Genomic DNA, 16,433 nt, shown 5'->3' with positions numbered 1-16,433 from the left:
GTTCGAGGCACTCCCCCTCCACCATCGCCTTCGGCGACGGTCCCCCTTCCCCGTGCCGGGGAGGAACTTGCCAGTGCCCCCGCCGCCGCCCTACATCCGCACGATGACACCGACCATCGTCGCCGACCGGGGGCAGGACGCCCGCCCGATCCACCTGATCCACCTCGCCGGGTTCGACGCATGGCTCGCTGCCCAGCCGCCGCGCGTCCGCGCCGCCGCCACGGCGCAACGGCTCGCAGCCAGGCCGGGCAAGACCGCCATCCTGCCGGGCAGCAATGACGAAGACTGGTCGGTCGCGACGGTCGTTCCCGATGCGCTGAAGCTCACCCCATGGTGCCTCGCCCATCTGCCCGCGCTGCTGCCGCCCGGCAGCTATCGCGTCGCGGGCGGCATGCCCGGCGCGGCGCTGCTCGGCTGGGCCACCGCCCACTATCGCTTCACCCGCTATCGCACGGCGGAGGACGACGGCCTGCGCATCCTGCTGACCGCCGATGTCGTGCGCATCGACGAGGCGCTGCGCCAGGCGCAGGCGACCGCGCTGGTCCGTGATCTGGTCAATACCGCCGCCGCCGACCTCGGCCCCGCCGACCTCGCGGCACAGGCGAAGCAGCTGGCCGACCGCCACGGCGCGACCATGACGGTAACGCAGGGCCGCGATCTCGAAACCGGCTATCCGATGATCCATGCCGTGGGCAAGGCAGCGGCGAAGGGCCGCGAGCCCCGCCTCATCGAACTCGAATGGGGCAACCCCGCCCACCCCCGCGTCGCGATCGTCGGCAAGGGCGTGTGCTTCGACAGCGGCGGGCTGGACATCAAGCCGTCGGCGGGCATGCGGCTGATGAAGAAGGACATGGGCGGCGCGGCGCACGCACTGGCGCTGGCCGGACTGGTGATGGAGACGCACCTGCCCATCCGGCTCCACCTGCTGATCCCGGCGGTCGAGAACAGCGTGTCCGCCGACAGCTTCCGCCCCGGCGACGTGCTGGCGACCCGCAAGGGGCTCACCGTCGAGAATACCAACACCGATGCGGAGGGGCGGCTGATCCTCGGCGACGCGCTGACGAAGGCGTGCGAGGGCGCGCCCGAACTGCTGATCGATTTCGCGACGCTGACCGGCGCGGCGCGGGTGGCGCTGGGGCCGGAACTGCCCGCGACCTTCGTCAACGACGATGCACTCGCCGCCGCGCTGCTCGCCGCCGGTCGGGCCGAGCATGACCCGCTGTGGCAGATGCCGCTGTGGGACGGTTATGACGAGATGCTGAAGTCCGACATCGCCGATCTGGTCAACGCCCCCGACGGCGGCATGGCCGGTGCGGTGACGGCGGCGCTGTTCCTGCGCCGCTTCGTGACGCCGGGGGTGGCATGGGCGCATCTCGACACCTTCGCATGGCGCGCGAGCGCGAAGCCCGGCCGGGCAAAGGGCGGCGAGGCATATGGCCTGCGCGCGACGTGGCGGCTGCTCAGGGACCGGTACGCAAGGCCATAAGACCCTCCCCGGCACGGGGAGGGGGACCATGCGCAGCATGGTGGAGGGGGGTATCCGCGGACGCGACGGCTACGTGTGCGGCGATCCCCCTCCACCATCGCCTTCGGCGACGGTCCCCCTCCCCGTGCCGGGGAGGATCGTTCAGGCCGCCTCCGCCGCCTCGGTCGTCCACCCCAGATGCGGCAGCGCGATCGACCGCTTGCCCGCCAGATCGGTCCGGCACACCAGCAGCTCGCGCCCCTCGATATAGGCCAGCAGCCGCTTCACCCGCCCCATCGAACTGGTGCCATAGGTCCGCGCGATCTCGTGATCGCTGGGACACGGCCGCCCTTCCCGCGCCGCCCGGGCAATGAGCATGAACGCGCCGAGCATGTCGTCGGGCAGCACCTCGGCGATCGCCAGCGCCTGCGCCCACTCGTCCTCCGGCGCGGCGAAGATGCCCGCGCGCGCGCACGCCAGCCGCCGGGTGAAGCCGGGCAGGTCGAGCGGCGGGCGCGCCAGCCCGACCATCCGGCAGCGCACGTCGAAATCCTGATACAGCACCGCCGCCGCGCGCGGCTGATCCCCCTCGTCCGCCACCAGCGCCTGCAACACCTCCGCCACGATCGCGTCGGTTTCGTCCGCCGACCGCTCGGGCAGGTCGGGTGCGGCCACCGGGCGGGGCGGCGCAGCGATCGCCGCCTCGACCGCCTCGGGCGGCGGCACATGGCGGATCGGGGGGCCGAGCGGCAGCATCGCCTCGACCGGGGCCAGCAGCAGGTCCTTGATGTCGGCCACCGGGCTGCTCGGCAGCGGGGTCAGCTTGGGGCTGCCGCTGCGCGCCGAGGTCTGGACCGGGCCGATCTTCACCGACAGTGGCCTGCGCGACACCGCCGGACCGAGTGCGAGGAAATGCCCGCGTTGCAGGTCGCGGATCGCCTCCGCCTGCCGCCGCTCCATGCCCAGCAGGTCGGCGGCGCGCGCCATGTCGATGTCGAGGAAGGTCCGCCCCATCAGGAAGTTCGACGCTTCCGCCGCGACGTTCTTGGCCAGCTTCGCCAGCCGCTGCGTCGCGATCACGCCGGCAAGCCCCCGCTTGCGCCCGCGACACATCAGGTTGGTCATCGCCGACAGCGAGGCGCGGCGCACTTCCTCCACCACCTCGCCGCCACCCGCGGGCGCGAACAGCTGCGCCTCGTCCACCACCACCAGCGCGGGATACCAATGCTCGCGCGGCGCATCGAACAGCGCGTTCAGGAACGCGGCGGCGCATTTCATCTGCCCCTCCGCCTCCAGCCCCTCGAGGCTCAGTACCACCGACGCGCGATGCTCGCGCGCCCGCGCCGCGAACTTCGCCACCTCGCGCTCGCTATGGTCGGCGGCCTCGATCACGACATGGCCGTACGCTCCGGCCAGCGTCACGAAATCCCCCTCGGGATCGATCACCACCTGCTGGACATGGCCCGCGCTGCGCTCGAGCAACCGGCGCAGCAGATGCGATTTCCCCGACCCCGAATTGCCCTGCACCAGCAGGCGGGTGGCCAGCAGTTCTTCCAGATCGAGCGGTACGGTCTTGCCCGCCGGGTCGGTCCCCATATCGACGTTCACGGTCATCGCGGGTCTTTAGGGCCGGGCGGCCCCACCCTGCAAGCGGTTGCGCCGACGCCCCGTCGCATCGCATAGCCATGTCGGGCGACAGGGGGGGCAGGATGCGCTGGCACTCGGGATATGCGATCGCGACGGCGGCGTTGCTGGTCGTCGAGATCGGCATCGCGCTGTTCGTTCGCGACGCGATCGTGCGGCCCTATGTCGGCGATGCGCTCGCGGTGGTGCTGGTCCATTGCGGCCTGCGCACGATCACCCGCCTGCCCGCAACCGCCGCCGCGCTGACCGCGCTGCTGGTCGCGATCGTCATCGAGTTCGGCCAGTATTTCAACGTACTGCAAGCGACAGGTCTTGCCGATAGCGAAGTAGCGCGCACCGTCCTCGGCAGCGGCTTCGACCCCCACGATTTCATCGCCTATGCGCTCGGCGCGCTGGCGGCATGGGCTATCGACGGGCGTCGCGCGCCTGGGCGGGGACGCGCACGGTCAGGTCGCCGATCGCCTCGCTGAGCACGATCTGGCACGCGAGCCGGCTGGTCGCCACCGCCCCGACCGCGAAGTCGAGCATGTCCTCCTCCTCCTCGCTCGGCGCTGGCAGCCGCGCATGGTCCGCCGGATCGACGATGACGTGACAGGTCGAACACGCCATCTGCCCCCCGCACGTCCCCTCCAGCGGCAGGCCGTACGCCTGCGCCAGATCGAGCAGCCGGTCGCCCGCCGCGCCCCGCGCCTCCTCGACCGAACCGTCGGGGGCGATCATCCGCACGATCACGCCCGTTGCTCCCGCGCCGCCCGGTCGATCGTCTGCAATGCCGTCACCAGTTCCTCCTCCTGCGTATAGCGGCCGAAGCCGATGCGGATCGACGACCGCGCCTCGCCCTCGCGCAACCCGATCGCGCGCAGCACATGGCTGCTGCGCCCCGATCCGCTGGCGCACGCCGATCCCGCCGAAAAGGCGATGTCCCGGCACGCGCTCATCAACCGCGCGACATCGAGTCCGTCCATCCGCACGTTGAGATTGCCGCGATAGCGCGCCGCATCGTCGCCGTTCAGCACCCAGTCCGGCCCGGCCAGCACGCCGCGCGCCGCCGTCCACAACCGCTCGACCTGCTCCGGATCGTCCTGCGTCAGCAACGCCGCCGCTGCCCCGAACCCCGCGCACAGCGCCGGGCTGAGCGTCCCCGACCGCAAGCCACCTTCCTGCCCGCCGCCGTGGAGCAGCGCGTCCGGCTCGGCGCCGCTACGCATCCACAGCGCACCGACCCCCTTCGGGCCGTACACCTTGTGCGCCGACACCGCGATCAGGTCGCACGCCGCGACCGGCAGCGGCACCCGCCCGAACCCCTGCACCGCGTCGCAGAACATCGCCGCCCCCGCCGCCCGCGCCAGTTCGCCCAGCCACGCGATCGGCTGCACCACGCCGATCTCGTTGTTGACCAGCATCGCCGCGACGATCGCGGTGCGCCCGTCGATCGCCGCCGCCGCCGCCGCGCGATCGACCAGCCCGTCCGGCCCCACCGGCAGCACCACGACCTCCGCCCCGGTCGCCCACGCCGTGTCGAGCACACAGGCATGTTCGGTCGCGATCGTCACGACTTTGGGCCGCACCTGCCCGACCCGTGCCAGCGTGCCCTTGATCGCCCAGTTCGCCGCCTCGGTCGCGCCGCCGGTGAAGTACAGCCGCCCGTCGTCCGCTCCCAGCGCCGCCGCCACCCGATCGCGCGCGACCTCGACCGCCGCCTTCGCCCGCCGACCCTCACGATGCGGCGAATGGGGATTGCCGTGGAAATCGCGCAGCCACGGCACCATCGCGTCGAACGCCTGCGGCGCAAGCGGCGTGGTCGCCTGATAGTCGAGATAGGTCATCGCGCACCCAGCCCGGCATAGGCATCGGCGAAGCGATCCAGCTCCTCCGCCGTCGTCGACCAGCCGATGCTGACCCGGATCGTCCGGTCGGCCACCTCGGGCGCGATGCCGAATCCGGCCAGCGCCCGGCTGCGCTTCAGCGTCCCCGACGAACAGGCGCTCCCCGCCGACACCGCGAACCCCATCGCGTCCAGCCGGATCAGCTGCGCGGCGGCGGGCAGGCGCGGGTGCGCCACCGCATAGATATGCGAACACTGAATGCCGGGCTGGAGCACCTCGCCACCCTCGTACAGCCGGTCCCTGAAATCGAACCGCTGCCCGGCATCGGTCGCCCAGTTGTCGATCCCGCCCGCCTCCAGCGCGGTGGCGAAGCCCAGTGCGCCCGGCAGGTTCTCGGTACCCGCGCGATAGCCCGACTCCTGTCCGCCGACCGGCTCGACCATGGCATAGTCGCGCAGCAGCAGCGCGCCGATCCCCGGCGGTCCGCCCAGCTTGTGCGCCGATACGACGATCATGTCGGCGTCGGGCAGCGCCCCCTTGCCCGCCAGTTGCGATGCGTCGACCAGCAGTAGCCCGCCCGCATCCCGCACCATCGCCCGACCGGCGATCGACAGCGGCAGCAGCGTGCCGGTCTCCGAATTGATCGCCTGCACCGCCACCACCGGTGGCGGGCCGTCCGTCAGACAGGCCGCCAGCGCAGCCTCGTCCGGCGCGCCGCCGTCGATCGGCAGCACGTCCGCTCCCGGTGCCGCCCGCGCGACGGCGTCATGCTCGACCGCCGACACCAGCCGCCGCGCCCGCTTCGCCCGGCCCAGCCCGATCGCCAGCGCCTCGCTCGCCCCGCCGGTCAGGATCACCTCGCCATCCCAGTCGAGCGCCTTCGCGATCCGTGCCCGCGCATCCTCCAGCATGCGCCGTGCCGCGCGCCCCTCGGCATGCGGGCTCGACGGATTGGCCCAGCGCGCCATTCCCTCCGCCACCGCCGCCGCCGCTTCGGGGCGCATCGGCGTGGTCGCGGCATGATCCAGATAGATGCGGCTCGTCAAAACACTTCCGTTCCGATTGCGTGGGCCTATATAGCCGCGATCCCTATACGCGCCATCGCCGCGCCCGCATCTTTAACAGGACCGCCCATGCCCGAAGTCATCTTCCCCGGACCCGAAGGTCGACTGGAAGGGCGTTTCGCCCCCGCCCCGCGCCCGCGCGCGCCGGTCGCGATGATCCTGCACCCGCATCCGCTGTCGGGCGGCACGATGAACAACCGCATCGTGCAGGAACTCTACAAGACGTTCCAGCGCCGCGGCTTCGCGACGCTGCGCTTCAACTTCCGCGGCGTGGGCAAGAGCCAGGGCACGTTCGACAACGGCGTCGGCGAATTGTCGGATGCGGCGTCCGCGCTCGACTGGGTGCAGAGCTTCCACCCCGAAGCGCAGACGACATGGATCGCGGGCGTCAGCTTCGGCGCGTGGATCGGCATGCAACTGCTGATGCGCCGCCCGGAGATCCGCGGCTTCATCTCGATCGCGCCGCCCGCCAACATGTACGACTTCACCTTCCTCGCCCCCTGCCCCTCATCGGGCATCATCATCCAGGGCGACGCGGACGAGGTGGCGACCCCCGCCGCCTCGCAGAAGCTGGTCGACAAGCTGCGCACCCAGCGGCACATCACCATCCATCACGACGTGATCCCCGGCGCCAACCATTTCTTCCAGAACGAGATGCCGGAGTTGATGGGCAGCGTGGACAAGTATCTGGATATGCGGCTCGACCCGAATTCGCCGATCAAGTGAGGCTGGCGCGAGCGGATCGGCGCGGCCGATCCGCGCCTCGCGCGCCAGCCCGGCCGGCGGCGCGTAAAGCGCCGACCGACGACGCGGCTTGGCCGCGTCGCCACCCAACATATCCTGCTTGCCATATTGCAAGTCCGACGTAGGATAACGGCAACATTCCGTTACAGGACAAGACCATGCTGACCGCCCTCCTGCTCGCCGCCGCGTTCCAGACCGCTCCCGCCGCTGCGGGGGCACCGCCTGCGGTCGATCCGAACAAGAAGGTCTGCCGTCGCGAGGCGCAGACCGGCTCGATCATGGCGATGCGCAAGTGCCGCACCGCCGCCGAATGGGCGGAGATCGACGCCAGCGCCGCCGACCAGACCAACGAAGCGCTGCGCCAGCGCGCCAATGCGGGCACCAGCATGCGCGAATTCGGCGCGGGCCGCAGCAACTGAGGCCGGCCGGGCAGGATCGGCCACGGTGCCGCTCCTGCCTAGACGGTCCAGATCGCGACGTTCCCCACCATCACCGCCGCGCACGCCAGCATCAGCGCGCCCTTGCGCCGCTCCCCGCGCCGGATCAACCGGATGCCGCCATAGCCCAGCACCGCCGCGACCAGCATCAGCACCGACAGCAGCGTTCCCGCCGGTCCCCCGCTCATGCCGCCAGCACTCGCGCATAGGCGGCGGGATCGACGTTGCCGCCCGACAGCAGCACCAGCGTCCCCGGTACCGCCGCCACCCGCCCGGCCAGCAGCGCCGCCAGCGCCACCGCCCCGCCCGGCTCCAGCACCAGCCGCAGGTGCCGCGCCGCCCAGCGCTGCGCATGGGCGATCTCCGCCTCGCTCACCGCCACCCCGGTCGCGCCACGCCCCGCCAGCACGTCGAACGTGCGCTCGGCGACGCGGGTCGTCTGTAGCGCGTCGCAGGCGGTGGCGGGCGGGCGCTCGCCGACCGGCACGATCATCCCCGCCGCAAGGCTGCGCGCCATATCGTCCCACCCCTCCGGCTCGACGACGATGATCGCGGCATCGGGCAGCGCCAGCGCGATCCCCGCCGCCAGCCCGCCGCCGCCGCACGGCACGACGACGCGGGCGGGCGCGCCCAGCCCCGCCGCCGCCATCTGCGCCGCCGCCTCGATCCCCGCCGATCCCTGCCCCTCGATCACCCACGCATCGTCGAAGCTCGGCACCAGCGTCGCGCCGCGGGCATGCGCCAGATGCGCCGCGATCTTTTCCCGGCTTTCGGTCGCCCGGTCGTAGCGGACCACCTCCGCGCCCAGCGCCAGCGTCGCCGCCAGCTTCACCTCGGGCGCGTCGGCGGGCATCACGATCGTCGCCGGGAATCGCAGCCGCTTCGCCGCCCATGCGACGCCCTGCGCATGATTGCCCGACGAGAAGGCAACGACGCCGCGCGCGCGCGATTCCTCGCCCAGCGCGGTCAGCCGATGCCATGCGCCGCGCAGCTTGAACGCGCCGATCGGCTGCAAGGATTCCGCCTTGAACGCTACATCTATCCCATTGATATCATGAACGAATAACGGCGAAGGCGGCAGGATCGCCGCGATCTTGGCGGCGGCGTCGCGCACGCCTGCGCGGGTGGGTTGTCGCAGAATGGTCATAAATTGCACTTTCCGCCGCAGAACCACTTTACATCACGGGTTCGGGGTCATAGATCGCGCCTCCGCTGCCCCATGGGACTTCCAACCGCAAGGCAGCTTTTGTCACCGTATGCCGAAAGGCAATTGGAGGTCCCTTGAATTGGCCAAGCACCATAGCGCGCTGGGGCTAGCTGCCCCCTTTATCGCCCGTGGCTCCTCGTTCGAGCGCGGGATCGACATTGCAGAGCGCCGACCGGTAGAGCCGGTCACGCTCGTTCGCCCGCACGCTGCCGCGCGCGCCGCCCGATTCTTCGTCGAGAAGTTTCCGGGGCGCTCGATGTATGCGGTGAAGGCGAATCCGTCGCCCGATCTGCTGCGGGTCCTGTGGGACAACGGCATCGTCCATTACGACACCGCGTCGATCGGCGAAGTGCGTCTCGTGAAGGCGACGCTGCCGGACGCGACCTGCCACTTCATGCACCCGATCAAGGCGCCCGAAGCCATCGCCGAGGCCTATTTCGAGCATGGCGTCCGCACCTTCTCGCTCGACAGCATGGAGGAGCTGCGCAAGATCGAGGCCGCCACCGACGGCGCGACCGATCTGACGCTGTGCGTGCGGATGCGCGTGTCGTCCGAATATGCCAAGCTGTCGCTCGGGTCGAAGTTCGGCGTCGGTCAGGCGGATGCGAAGGAGCTGCTGATCGCGACCCGCCAGGTCGCCGACGCGCTCGGCATCTGCTTCCACGTCGGCAGCCAGACCATGTCGCCGGATGCGTACAGCAACGCGATGGAGCGTGTCCGCGCCGCCATCGTCGATGCGGGCGTGACGGTCGACGTGATCGACGTCGGCGGCGGCTTTCCGTCGCGCTATCCCGGCATGACCCCGCCGCCGCTGGAGCGTTTCTTCGAGACGATCCACCGCGCGTTCGAGAGCCTGCCGGTCAGCTATTCGGCGGAACTCTGGGCCGAACCGGGCCGGTCGCTGTGCGCCGAATATGCCTCGGTCGTCGTCCGCGTCGAGCATCGTCGCGGGGCGGAGCTGTTCATCAACGACGGCGCCTATGGCTCGCTGTTCGATGCGGCGCACATCGGCTGGAAGTATCCGGTGCAGCTGCTGCGTCAGCCGGAATCGGACGCGCGCGACATGGACTTCAGCTTCTGGGGTCCGACGTGCGACGATATCGACCAGATGAAGGGACCGTTCCCGCTCCCTGCCGATACCCGCAGCGGCGATTATTTCGAGGTCGGGATGCTCGGCGCCTATGGCTCGGCGATGCGCACCGCGTTCAACGGCTTCGGCAACGGCGAGACGGTCGTGACCGACGACGAGCCGATGGAGTCGATGTATCTGATCGCGGAGGAACCCGCGTTCCGCTCGACCAACGTCGTCAAGCTGTAACGCCCCGCCCCTACCCCACACCCCTCCCTTCCCGCCGCGTGCGGGAGGGGCCGGGGTGGGCATCGCGTCGTAACCGCGCTATGCCGCCGCCTTCGGCCCCCTCGGGGGACCAACCGGGTTTCCGCGTCCCCTTTGAACGACGACGGCATCACCGATCACGGAAGCTTCCATGACCGACACCCAGATCAACGATACCCGCAAGGCGGAACTGCTCTCGACCACCGTCGAGCATGTCGACATCACCAAGTTCGACGCGCGCCCGATCATCGACGCCATGGGCAAGATGAGCTTCACCAGCCGCGACCTCGCCCGCGCTACCGGCATCTACAACCAGATGCTGGAGGACAAGGATTGCTCGATCTTCCTCGTGATCGCCGGTTCCACCTCGGCGGGCGGCTGCATGGACCTGTATGCCGAACTGCTGCGCTCGAACATGATCGACGGCGTGGTCGCGACCGGCGCGTCGATCGTCGACATGGATTTCTTCGAGGGCCTCGGCCATAAGCATTATCAGGCGCTGGAAATCCCCGACGACAATGTGCTGCGCTCGCTCTACATCGACCGCATCTACGACACGTACATCGACGAGGAGCAGCTCCAGGACTGCGACCACACGATCGGCAAGATCGCGGACTCGCTCGAGCCCAAGGCCTATTCGTCGCGCGCCTTCATCCGCGAGATGGGCAAGTATCTCGCCGAGCACGGCAAGAAGGAGAACAGCCTCGTCAAGCTCGCCTATGAGCATGACGTGCCGATCTTCTGCCCGGCGTTCGTCGATTCGTCGGCGGGCTTCGGTCTGGTGAAGCACCAGGTCGAGCGCGCGAAGGAAGGCAAGCCGTACATGGTGCTCGACGCGATCGCCGACTTCCGCGAACTGACCGACATCAAGATCAAGGCGGGCACCACCGGCCTGCTGATGATCGGCGGCGGCGTGCCGAAGAACTTCATCCAGGACACCGTCGTCTGCGCCGAGATCCTCGGTCACGACGATGTCGAGATGCACAAGTACGCGGTGCAGATCACGGTGGCGGACGTGCGCGACGGCGCCTGCTCGTCCTCGACGCTCAAGGAAGCGGCGAGCTGGGGCAAGGTCGACACCGCGCTCGAACAGATGGTGTTCGCCGAGGCCGGTTCGGTCATGCCGCTGCTGGCGTCCGACGCCTATCACCGCGGCGCATGGAAGGACCGCCCGAAGCGCGCCTGGGGTGCGATCTTCAACGACTGATCGGTCCGCGCGGGCTGAACACGGCAACGGCGGGGGAGCGATCCCCCGCCGTTCGTCGTATCAGCCGTCCAACCTCACGTCCGGTCCGACCCCCGGACCGCCCGACCCCCGACCGTTCGTGTCGAGCGCAGTCGAGACACCCCGCGAAAGGTTCGCGGCCCGTCCCTCGACTGCGCTCGGGACGAACGGCAGGAACCGGCGATCCGGCCCGCGCAGGAGCGACAACAGCACGGCAGGAACCGGCGATCCGGCCCGAGCAGGAGCGACAACAGCACGGCAGGGGTCGGCGATCCAGCCCGCGCCGCGGCGATAGCAACCTCGTCACCCCTGCGCAGGCGGGGGGCCATATCCTGTGCCGTTGCGCCCCTATGACCGACGGCAGCATCTATCGATTCCCGCCTGCGCGGGAATGCTGCCCATCCCGCCTTACAGCTTCAACCCGTACCGCGCATATTGCACGTCGATCCGCGGCGACATCCGTCGCGCCGCCGCCAGATCGCTCGCCGCCTCCGCATCGCGCTTCATCGCCTTGAGCACCGCCGCGCGCAGATAGCGGCTGCTGGTCATGTCCGGGGCCGCCGCCAGCACCGCGTCGAGATCGGCCATCGCCTCCTCGTACCGGCCCTTGCGGAACCACACCATCGCCCGGCTGTCGAGCGCGGCCAGCGTGTTGTCCGACAGTTCGATCGCGCCGGTGCAGTCCTTGAGCGCGGTGTCGAGCCCCACCGATCGCGTCCCCTTCACCCAGCAGCGCCCGTTCAGCAGCCCCGGCGAGCCCGGCTTCTCGGCGATCAGCGTGTCGTACAGCTTCAATGCCTCCGCCGGATCGCCGAACTCGCCGAGCAGGCTGGCCTTCTCGCTGCGATATCCCGCCCGCGTCTCGCCGCCCAGCGCGATGCGATCGTCGAGCAGCGCCACCGCACCGGGCAGGTCGCCCATCTCGGCCTTCACCCATGCGATGCGCGTGATCGCAGGGAATGACGAGGGATCGAGCGCCCGCGCCTTCTCCGCATCCGCCAGCGCGGCGGGCAGGTCGCCCAGCGTCATCTGGGTGAACGAGCGTTGCAGATACAGGTCGACCGAGGGCTGCTTGCCGATCACCGCGTTCAGATCGGCCAGCGCCGCGCGATGCTCGCCGATCCCGCCCTCGAACGCGGCGCGACTGGTGTAGCCGCTGGGTTCGTCGGCATCGGCGGCGATCGCCCTGGCATAGGTGGTGCGGATCGCCTTGACCTGGCTCGATCCCGCCATCGCCGCCGGGGTCAGCGTCCAGCGGCGCGGCGTATCGGCGGGCGCAACCAGCCGGGGCACCATCGCCTTCATCCGCGCCACCGCGTCGCGCTCGGCGGCGATCCGGTCGGCGGGCACCTCGACGCCCGTATGGTCGACGCGCTCGTCCATCGTCAGCACGCCGTCGGCCAACCGCGTGGTGCGCTTCACCACATAGCCCGCCGCCGTCACCTCGGCATCGGGCGATCCCTCCAGCGTCATGCCGCGCCCGCCCTCGGGCAGGCGGATGCGCAGCCGGGTGCGCAGGCCCGCCGGGGCGGGTGCCGCGACCGGGATCCTGGTCCATTCGGGGCGGCTGCGATCGGGTGCGAAGTCGATGCTCGAGAAATTGCCGACCAGCGTGCGCTTGCGGCGGCGATCCTCGGTCTGCCATTGGGTGCCGATCACGCCGTTCGCCTGCACCACCACATCGCCCGTCGTGGGATCGGGCGTCATGGTCATGTCGGCGAACTGCCCCTCGCCCACCCATTGCTGGAGCAGGTTGGACAATGCTTCACGCTGTTCGTCCGGCCCCATCTGCGACTTGGCGGCGCGCAGCATGCCCGCCAGCCCGCCATGGACCACCGCCTTCAGCTTCAGCGCGCTCGGCAGGTCGACGGCACCGCTCTCGTCCGCATCGATCGTCAGGTCGATGATCGGCACCGCATCGGCATGCGTCTCGATCCGCAGCGGTTCGGCCCCGCCGCCCCGGAGCGGCAGCACCCAGCCGACGCCCGGCGTATTGCCGATGTCGGCGATCCGTGCGTTGCTGCCGGTGCCGTCCAGCCAGTAGCTGCGCCCGTCGATGATCGCGCGGACGAACACATGGTTGAACGCCGCCGCGCTCGGCAGGCGTTCGGGCACGAAATCGCCCTGCCCGACGTTGGCGAGCACCGCCTCCGCCTCGATCCCCATCGCGCGGAGCATGCCGAGCAGCAGCAGCGTCTTGGCCTTGCAGTCGCCATAGCGCACGTCCCACGTCCGCTGGGGCTTCTGCGGCACGTAATTGCCGCCGTCCATGCCGACCGCGAGATAGCGGATCTTGTCCTGCACCACCTCCAGCGCGCGCTGCGCCCGGCCGATCGGGGTCGCGTCGGCCTTCTGGATCGCGGCCACTTCAGCGGCGAGCGGCGTGCCCGACGCGATTACCCCCTCGGTCGCATAGAGCGGCGCGAAGGTGCGCGACACGTCGCCCCAGTCGGCAAAGGTCGCCAGTTCGATCAGCGGCGGACGGCGATAGCGGGTCGGCGCGTCCTCGGGCATCTCCTTCTGCTTCGCCAGCGGCAGCGGGATGGTGAGTTCGCTGTAGGCGCCGTTCCGCACCGGTTCGGCGCTGACGCCCTCGGCGAAGATCTTCCACCTGGGCGCGGCGGCGGTCGGCCACGAAAAGCGCGCCCGCCCCGCCCCCACCCGCATCGGCGCGGCCATCAGCGCCATCACGTCCTGCACCCGCCCGCCCAGCGCCCCGTCGCGCGCGGTGATCGATACCGCCAGGTCGAGCGTGTCGCCGACCTCCAGCCCCTCGACCGCCATCGTCGCGGTCAGGATGCCGGTCAGCTCGCGCTGTTCGAGCGACTGTTCGCGGCGCAGCACGACGAACTTCTGCCCCTTGGCCAGCAGGTCGATCCGCTGCCCCCCGCGCAGGATGGCGAGGCTGTGGACGATCAGGTCGCCCTTGTCCGGCGCCCATGGCAGCGTCAGCGTCGCCGCCTGCGACAGCATCTCGTTCGACACGATCCTGGTCTGCTGGCGGACATAGGACCACAGTTGCCCGTTCTCGATCCGGTGCTGCAGGTCGAGCAGCGCCAGCGGCGGGGTATTCTCCGCATCGGCGGCGGGCGCGGTCGGCGCGGGTGCGATCCACGCCGGGGCGGGTTGATAGAGCGGCGTATCACTCGCCCACGCCGGTACCGCGAACGCCAACACCCCCGACGCCACGCCCGCCCACATCCTGCCCTGCACGCTATACACCCCCATGTTCGGACCCACGCCCCCGCCGGTCCATCGATTGCAGGTCTAGCCGCTCGCCGCCGATTGTCGAGGGGGCGGATTTTGTGCTGTACCCGCCAGGACGGACCTGGCCGCCGCGGGTAGCGCCTGCCGACGGGGGGGCGCTGTTGGGAAAGGCGATGGCGTTGGGGGATGTCCGCGATGCCGCGTCCCGTTTCTCGAAAACGATGGTGAAATGGGAAAACGACGCGTGGATACGTCGAGTGGAGCACCTCGCAAAAAACAGGTGGTCGGTCACGAATGACGCCGATAGCGTGGCTCGCTATGGCATCACCGTTATCAATTCGTCGCGTCGGCGCAGAACAGGTAGATCAGATTCGTGATCTGTCGGTCAGGGCATACGCCAAGTGGGTTCCCATAACACCCCGCAAGCCCCGACCGATGACGGCTGATTACAGTGCCTCCGTTCTGACCAATCAATTCGACTTCCTGTTCGAGGGGGAGCGATTGGTTGGCCTTGTAGAAACAGTGCAGCAAGATTCTGAATTGATGATCGTCAACGTCGCTGTCGAACCCGATTGTCAAGGCAAGGGCTATGGCACCATTCTGATGCGACATGCCGAGCAACTTGCTAAAGACTCGGGGCTTAACGGCACACGGCTCTACACCAACAAGCTGATGACCGAGAATATCGCTCTTTACGAACGGCTCGGCTATCGATTTGAGAAAGAGACGCACCACGACTTGGGGACGGTTGCTGTCCACATGGTCCGTCCAGCTTCCTAACGGTGCATTCCCTCTCAGATTAGCTTTCCCGATTGGGAACCAGTGATGGGAATGTAGGGCTACCGATCGCGCTGACGGCCGCCTGCGGGTTCCGCTTTCCCGAAACCTGTTCCCGATTGCGCTTTCCCGAAGCGGGCGACGGCAGACGGCGAAACGGGAACGATCGCCCTGCCGAACAAGCGCAGCCTGGAAGCCGAATCGCCAGCCCGAACGTCGGCGTACGGGGCCTGGGCGGAACGCCCGCGCGCCTGCCCCAATCCGGCACCCACCACCCATATCCGCGATATTGCGCCTTGCCTTTCGGTTCATACGCGGCACAGACTCGGCAAACCGACATGGTGCGCGGGCACCGGACGGACGGGAGAGGAAGCACATGACGATCGATCGCCGCACGATGCTGGGCGTGGCCCTTGGCGCGGGGCTGGCGCTGCCGCATCTGGCCGAGGCGCAAGGGTCGGGCGAGGCGCTGACGCCATGGCCGCCGCGCGAACATTTCCGCCTGTGGCCGGGCAAGGCCCCCGGCGCGCCCGCGACGCCGATCGCCTATGCCCCGTCGATGAACGGTCGGCCCGGCATGCGCGAACTGTGGCTGCGCGGGGTCGGCGATCCGGTGGTCGGAGTCTACCGCCCGGCCAGGCCCAACGGCACGGCGATCCTCTCCATCCCCGGCGGCGGCTATGGCTTCGTCTCGATCGAGAACGAGGGGATCGACATGGCGAAGGCGCTGAACCCCGCCGGGATCACCGTGTTCGCGCTCGCCTATCGCCTGCCCGGCGAAGGCTGGGCGCAGCGGCAGGACGTGCCGTTGCAGGACGCGCAGCGCGCGATGCGGCTGATCCGCGCCAATGCCGCGCGGTACGGCATCGATCCGGCAAAGCTGGGATGCTGCGGCTTCTCGGCGGGCGGGCATCTGGCGGGATCGCTCACCGTCGCGCATGACGACCGGGTCTATGCGCCGGTCGACGCCGCCGATACGCAATCGGCCCGGCCCGCCTTCACCGGACTGGTCTATCCCGTCACCAACATCGGCACCATGTCGCACCGCGGATCGCGCGACAATCTCGCCGGGCCGAACGCGCCCGATGCGGTCTATGCCCGCTACGACATTCCGACGCGCGTCACCGCGCAGACCCCGCCGGTATTCCTCGCCCATTCGATTGACGACGGGACGGTACCGGTCGACCAGTCGCTCGACATGATCGCCGCCTGCCGCCGCGCGAAGGTGCCGGTGGAGGCGCATCTGTTCGAGAAGGGCGGCCACGGCTGGGGCGCGCTGCACAGCCCGGCGGACAGTTCGCGGCGGCGCTGGACCGACCTGTTCGTCCGCTGGATCGGCGAGCGGGGGTAGGGCACGCCGCGCTTCTCCCCTCCCTGAAAGGGAGGGGCGGCAAAGCCCCGGCCCTTTCCTACACGCCGTCATTCTGTCACCATGGCCGGGCCGCAGGCTCCCGAAGCCGTCCCGCCAAGGTCGAAAACACCGCGTCCAGGTGTAAACTTC

At 69.6% G+C, this 16,433-nt stretch carries 15 protein-coding genes; 8 read left to right on the top strand and 7 right to left on the bottom strand.

Features of this window, described 5'->3' with window-relative positions; all coding sequences use genetic code 11:
* Positions 1-103 precede the first annotated feature (103 nt).
* Complete coding sequence (locus ABLE43_RS11050) at positions 104-1,486, top strand: leucyl aminopeptidase family protein (protein ID WP_348978556.1); 1,383 nt, start codon at positions 104-106, stop codon at positions 1,484-1,486.
* Positions 1,487-1,627: 141 nt separating this feature from the next.
* Here ABLE43_RS11050 and ABLE43_RS11045 read toward each other — a convergent pair whose 3' ends face one another.
* The gene (locus tag ABLE43_RS11045; protein WP_348978555.1) at positions 1,628-3,079 is read right to left on the bottom strand and encodes a helicase HerA domain-containing protein; all 1,452 of its coding nucleotides are present in this window, start codon (positions 3,077-3,079) and stop codon (positions 1,628-1,630) included.
* Between the two features lie 95 nt (positions 3,080-3,174).
* On the opposite strand from ABLE43_RS11045, the gene ABLE43_RS11040 reads away from it, so the two are divergent.
* Positions 3,175-3,579, top strand: coding sequence for a ribosomal maturation YjgA family protein (locus ABLE43_RS11040; protein WP_348978554.1), 405 nt, complete (start codon positions 3,175-3,177; stop codon positions 3,577-3,579).
* Here ABLE43_RS11040 and ABLE43_RS11035 read toward each other — a convergent pair.
* From ABLE43_RS11035 to ABLE43_RS11025, 3 genes are read right to left on the bottom strand one after another with little or no spacing between them, the layout of a single operon-like run.
* The gene (locus ABLE43_RS11035) at positions 3,515-3,829 is read right to left on the bottom strand and encodes a 2Fe-2S iron-sulfur cluster-binding protein (protein ID WP_348978576.1); all 315 of its coding nucleotides are present in this window, start codon (positions 3,827-3,829) and stop codon (positions 3,515-3,517) included. The genes ABLE43_RS11040 and ABLE43_RS11035 overlap by 65 nt on opposite strands.
* Positions 3,830-3,837: 8 nt before the next feature.
* Complete coding sequence (locus ABLE43_RS11030) at positions 3,838-4,935, bottom strand: cysteine desulfurase family protein (RefSeq protein WP_348978553.1); 1,098 nt, start codon at positions 4,933-4,935, stop codon at positions 3,838-3,840.
* Entirely contained in the window at positions 4,932-5,939 is a 1,008-nt protein-coding gene (locus ABLE43_RS11025) for a cysteine desulfurase family protein (RefSeq protein WP_425475263.1), read from the bottom strand. The genes ABLE43_RS11030 and ABLE43_RS11025 overlap by 4 nt, the downstream gene beginning before the upstream one ends.
* A gap of 129 nt (positions 5,940-6,068) precedes the next feature.
* Between ABLE43_RS11025 and ABLE43_RS11020 the strand changes: the two genes are divergently transcribed.
* Together ABLE43_RS11020 and ABLE43_RS11015 are read left to right on the top strand one after the other, a co-directional pair.
* Positions 6,069-6,725: an alpha/beta hydrolase gene (locus tag ABLE43_RS11020; protein WP_348978551.1), complete on the top strand. Its 657-nt coding sequence runs from the start codon at positions 6,069-6,071 to the stop codon at positions 6,723-6,725.
* A 176-nt stretch (positions 6,726-6,901) separates the two neighbouring features.
* A complete protein-coding gene (locus ABLE43_RS11015; RefSeq protein ID WP_348978550.1) occupies positions 6,902-7,162 on the top strand; it encodes a hypothetical protein in 261 nt (86 codons plus the stop codon).
* A 38-nt stretch (positions 7,163-7,200) separates the two neighbouring features.
* Here the strand turns inward: ABLE43_RS11015 and ABLE43_RS11010 are convergent, their stop codons facing one another.
* Complete coding sequence (locus ABLE43_RS11010; protein WP_348978549.1) at positions 7,201-7,368, bottom strand: hypothetical protein; 168 nt, start codon at positions 7,366-7,368, stop codon at positions 7,201-7,203.
* Positions 7,365-8,327: a threonine ammonia-lyase gene (locus ABLE43_RS11005; RefSeq protein WP_348978548.1), complete on the bottom strand. Its 963-nt coding sequence runs from the start codon at positions 8,325-8,327 to the stop codon at positions 7,365-7,367. Before ABLE43_RS11005 ends, ABLE43_RS11010 begins: the two co-directional genes overlap by 4 nt.
* A 139-nt stretch (positions 8,328-8,466) precedes the next feature.
* On the opposite strand from ABLE43_RS11005, the gene ABLE43_RS11000 reads away from it, so the two are divergent.
* Positions 8,467-9,705 carry a type III PLP-dependent enzyme gene (locus ABLE43_RS11000; RefSeq protein WP_348978547.1) on the top strand — a complete coding sequence of 413 codons (1,239 nt, stop codon included), beginning with the start codon at positions 8,467-8,469 and terminating at the stop codon, positions 9,703-9,705.
* Between the two features lie 169 nt (positions 9,706-9,874).
* Complete coding sequence (locus ABLE43_RS10995; RefSeq protein ID WP_348978546.1) at positions 9,875-10,930, top strand: 1,9-bis(guanidino)-5-aza-nonane synthase; 1,056 nt, start codon at positions 9,875-9,877, stop codon at positions 10,928-10,930.
* 426 nt (positions 10,931-11,356) lie between these two features.
* On the opposite strand, the gene ABLE43_RS10990 is transcribed toward ABLE43_RS10995, so the two are convergent.
* Positions 11,357-14,176 carry a DUF3857 domain-containing protein gene (locus ABLE43_RS10990; protein ID WP_348978545.1) on the bottom strand — a complete coding sequence of 940 codons (2,820 nt, stop codon included), beginning with the start codon at positions 14,174-14,176 and terminating at the stop codon, positions 11,357-11,359.
* Between the two features lie 273 nt (positions 14,177-14,449).
* Between ABLE43_RS10990 and ABLE43_RS10985 the strand changes: the two genes are divergently transcribed.
* Together ABLE43_RS10985 and ABLE43_RS10980 are read left to right on the top strand one after the other, a co-directional pair.
* Positions 14,450-14,935, top strand: coding sequence for a GNAT family N-acetyltransferase (locus ABLE43_RS10985; protein WP_348978544.1), 486 nt, complete (start codon positions 14,450-14,452; stop codon positions 14,933-14,935).
* A 373-nt stretch (positions 14,936-15,308) separates the two neighbouring features.
* A complete protein-coding gene (locus ABLE43_RS10980; RefSeq protein WP_348978543.1) occupies positions 15,309-16,283 on the top strand; it encodes a prolyl oligopeptidase family serine peptidase in 975 nt (324 codons plus the stop codon).
* Positions 16,284-16,433 lie beyond the last annotated feature (150 nt).

The organism is Sphingomonas silueang (assembly GCF_040049155.1).
In the GTDB taxonomy this organism is placed as follows: domain Bacteria; phylum Pseudomonadota; class Alphaproteobacteria; order Sphingomonadales; family Sphingomonadaceae; genus Sphingomonas; species Sphingomonas silueang.
The sequence above is the reverse complement of the archived record's forward strand: the minus strand, read 5'-3'. Positions and strand labels throughout refer to the sequence as shown.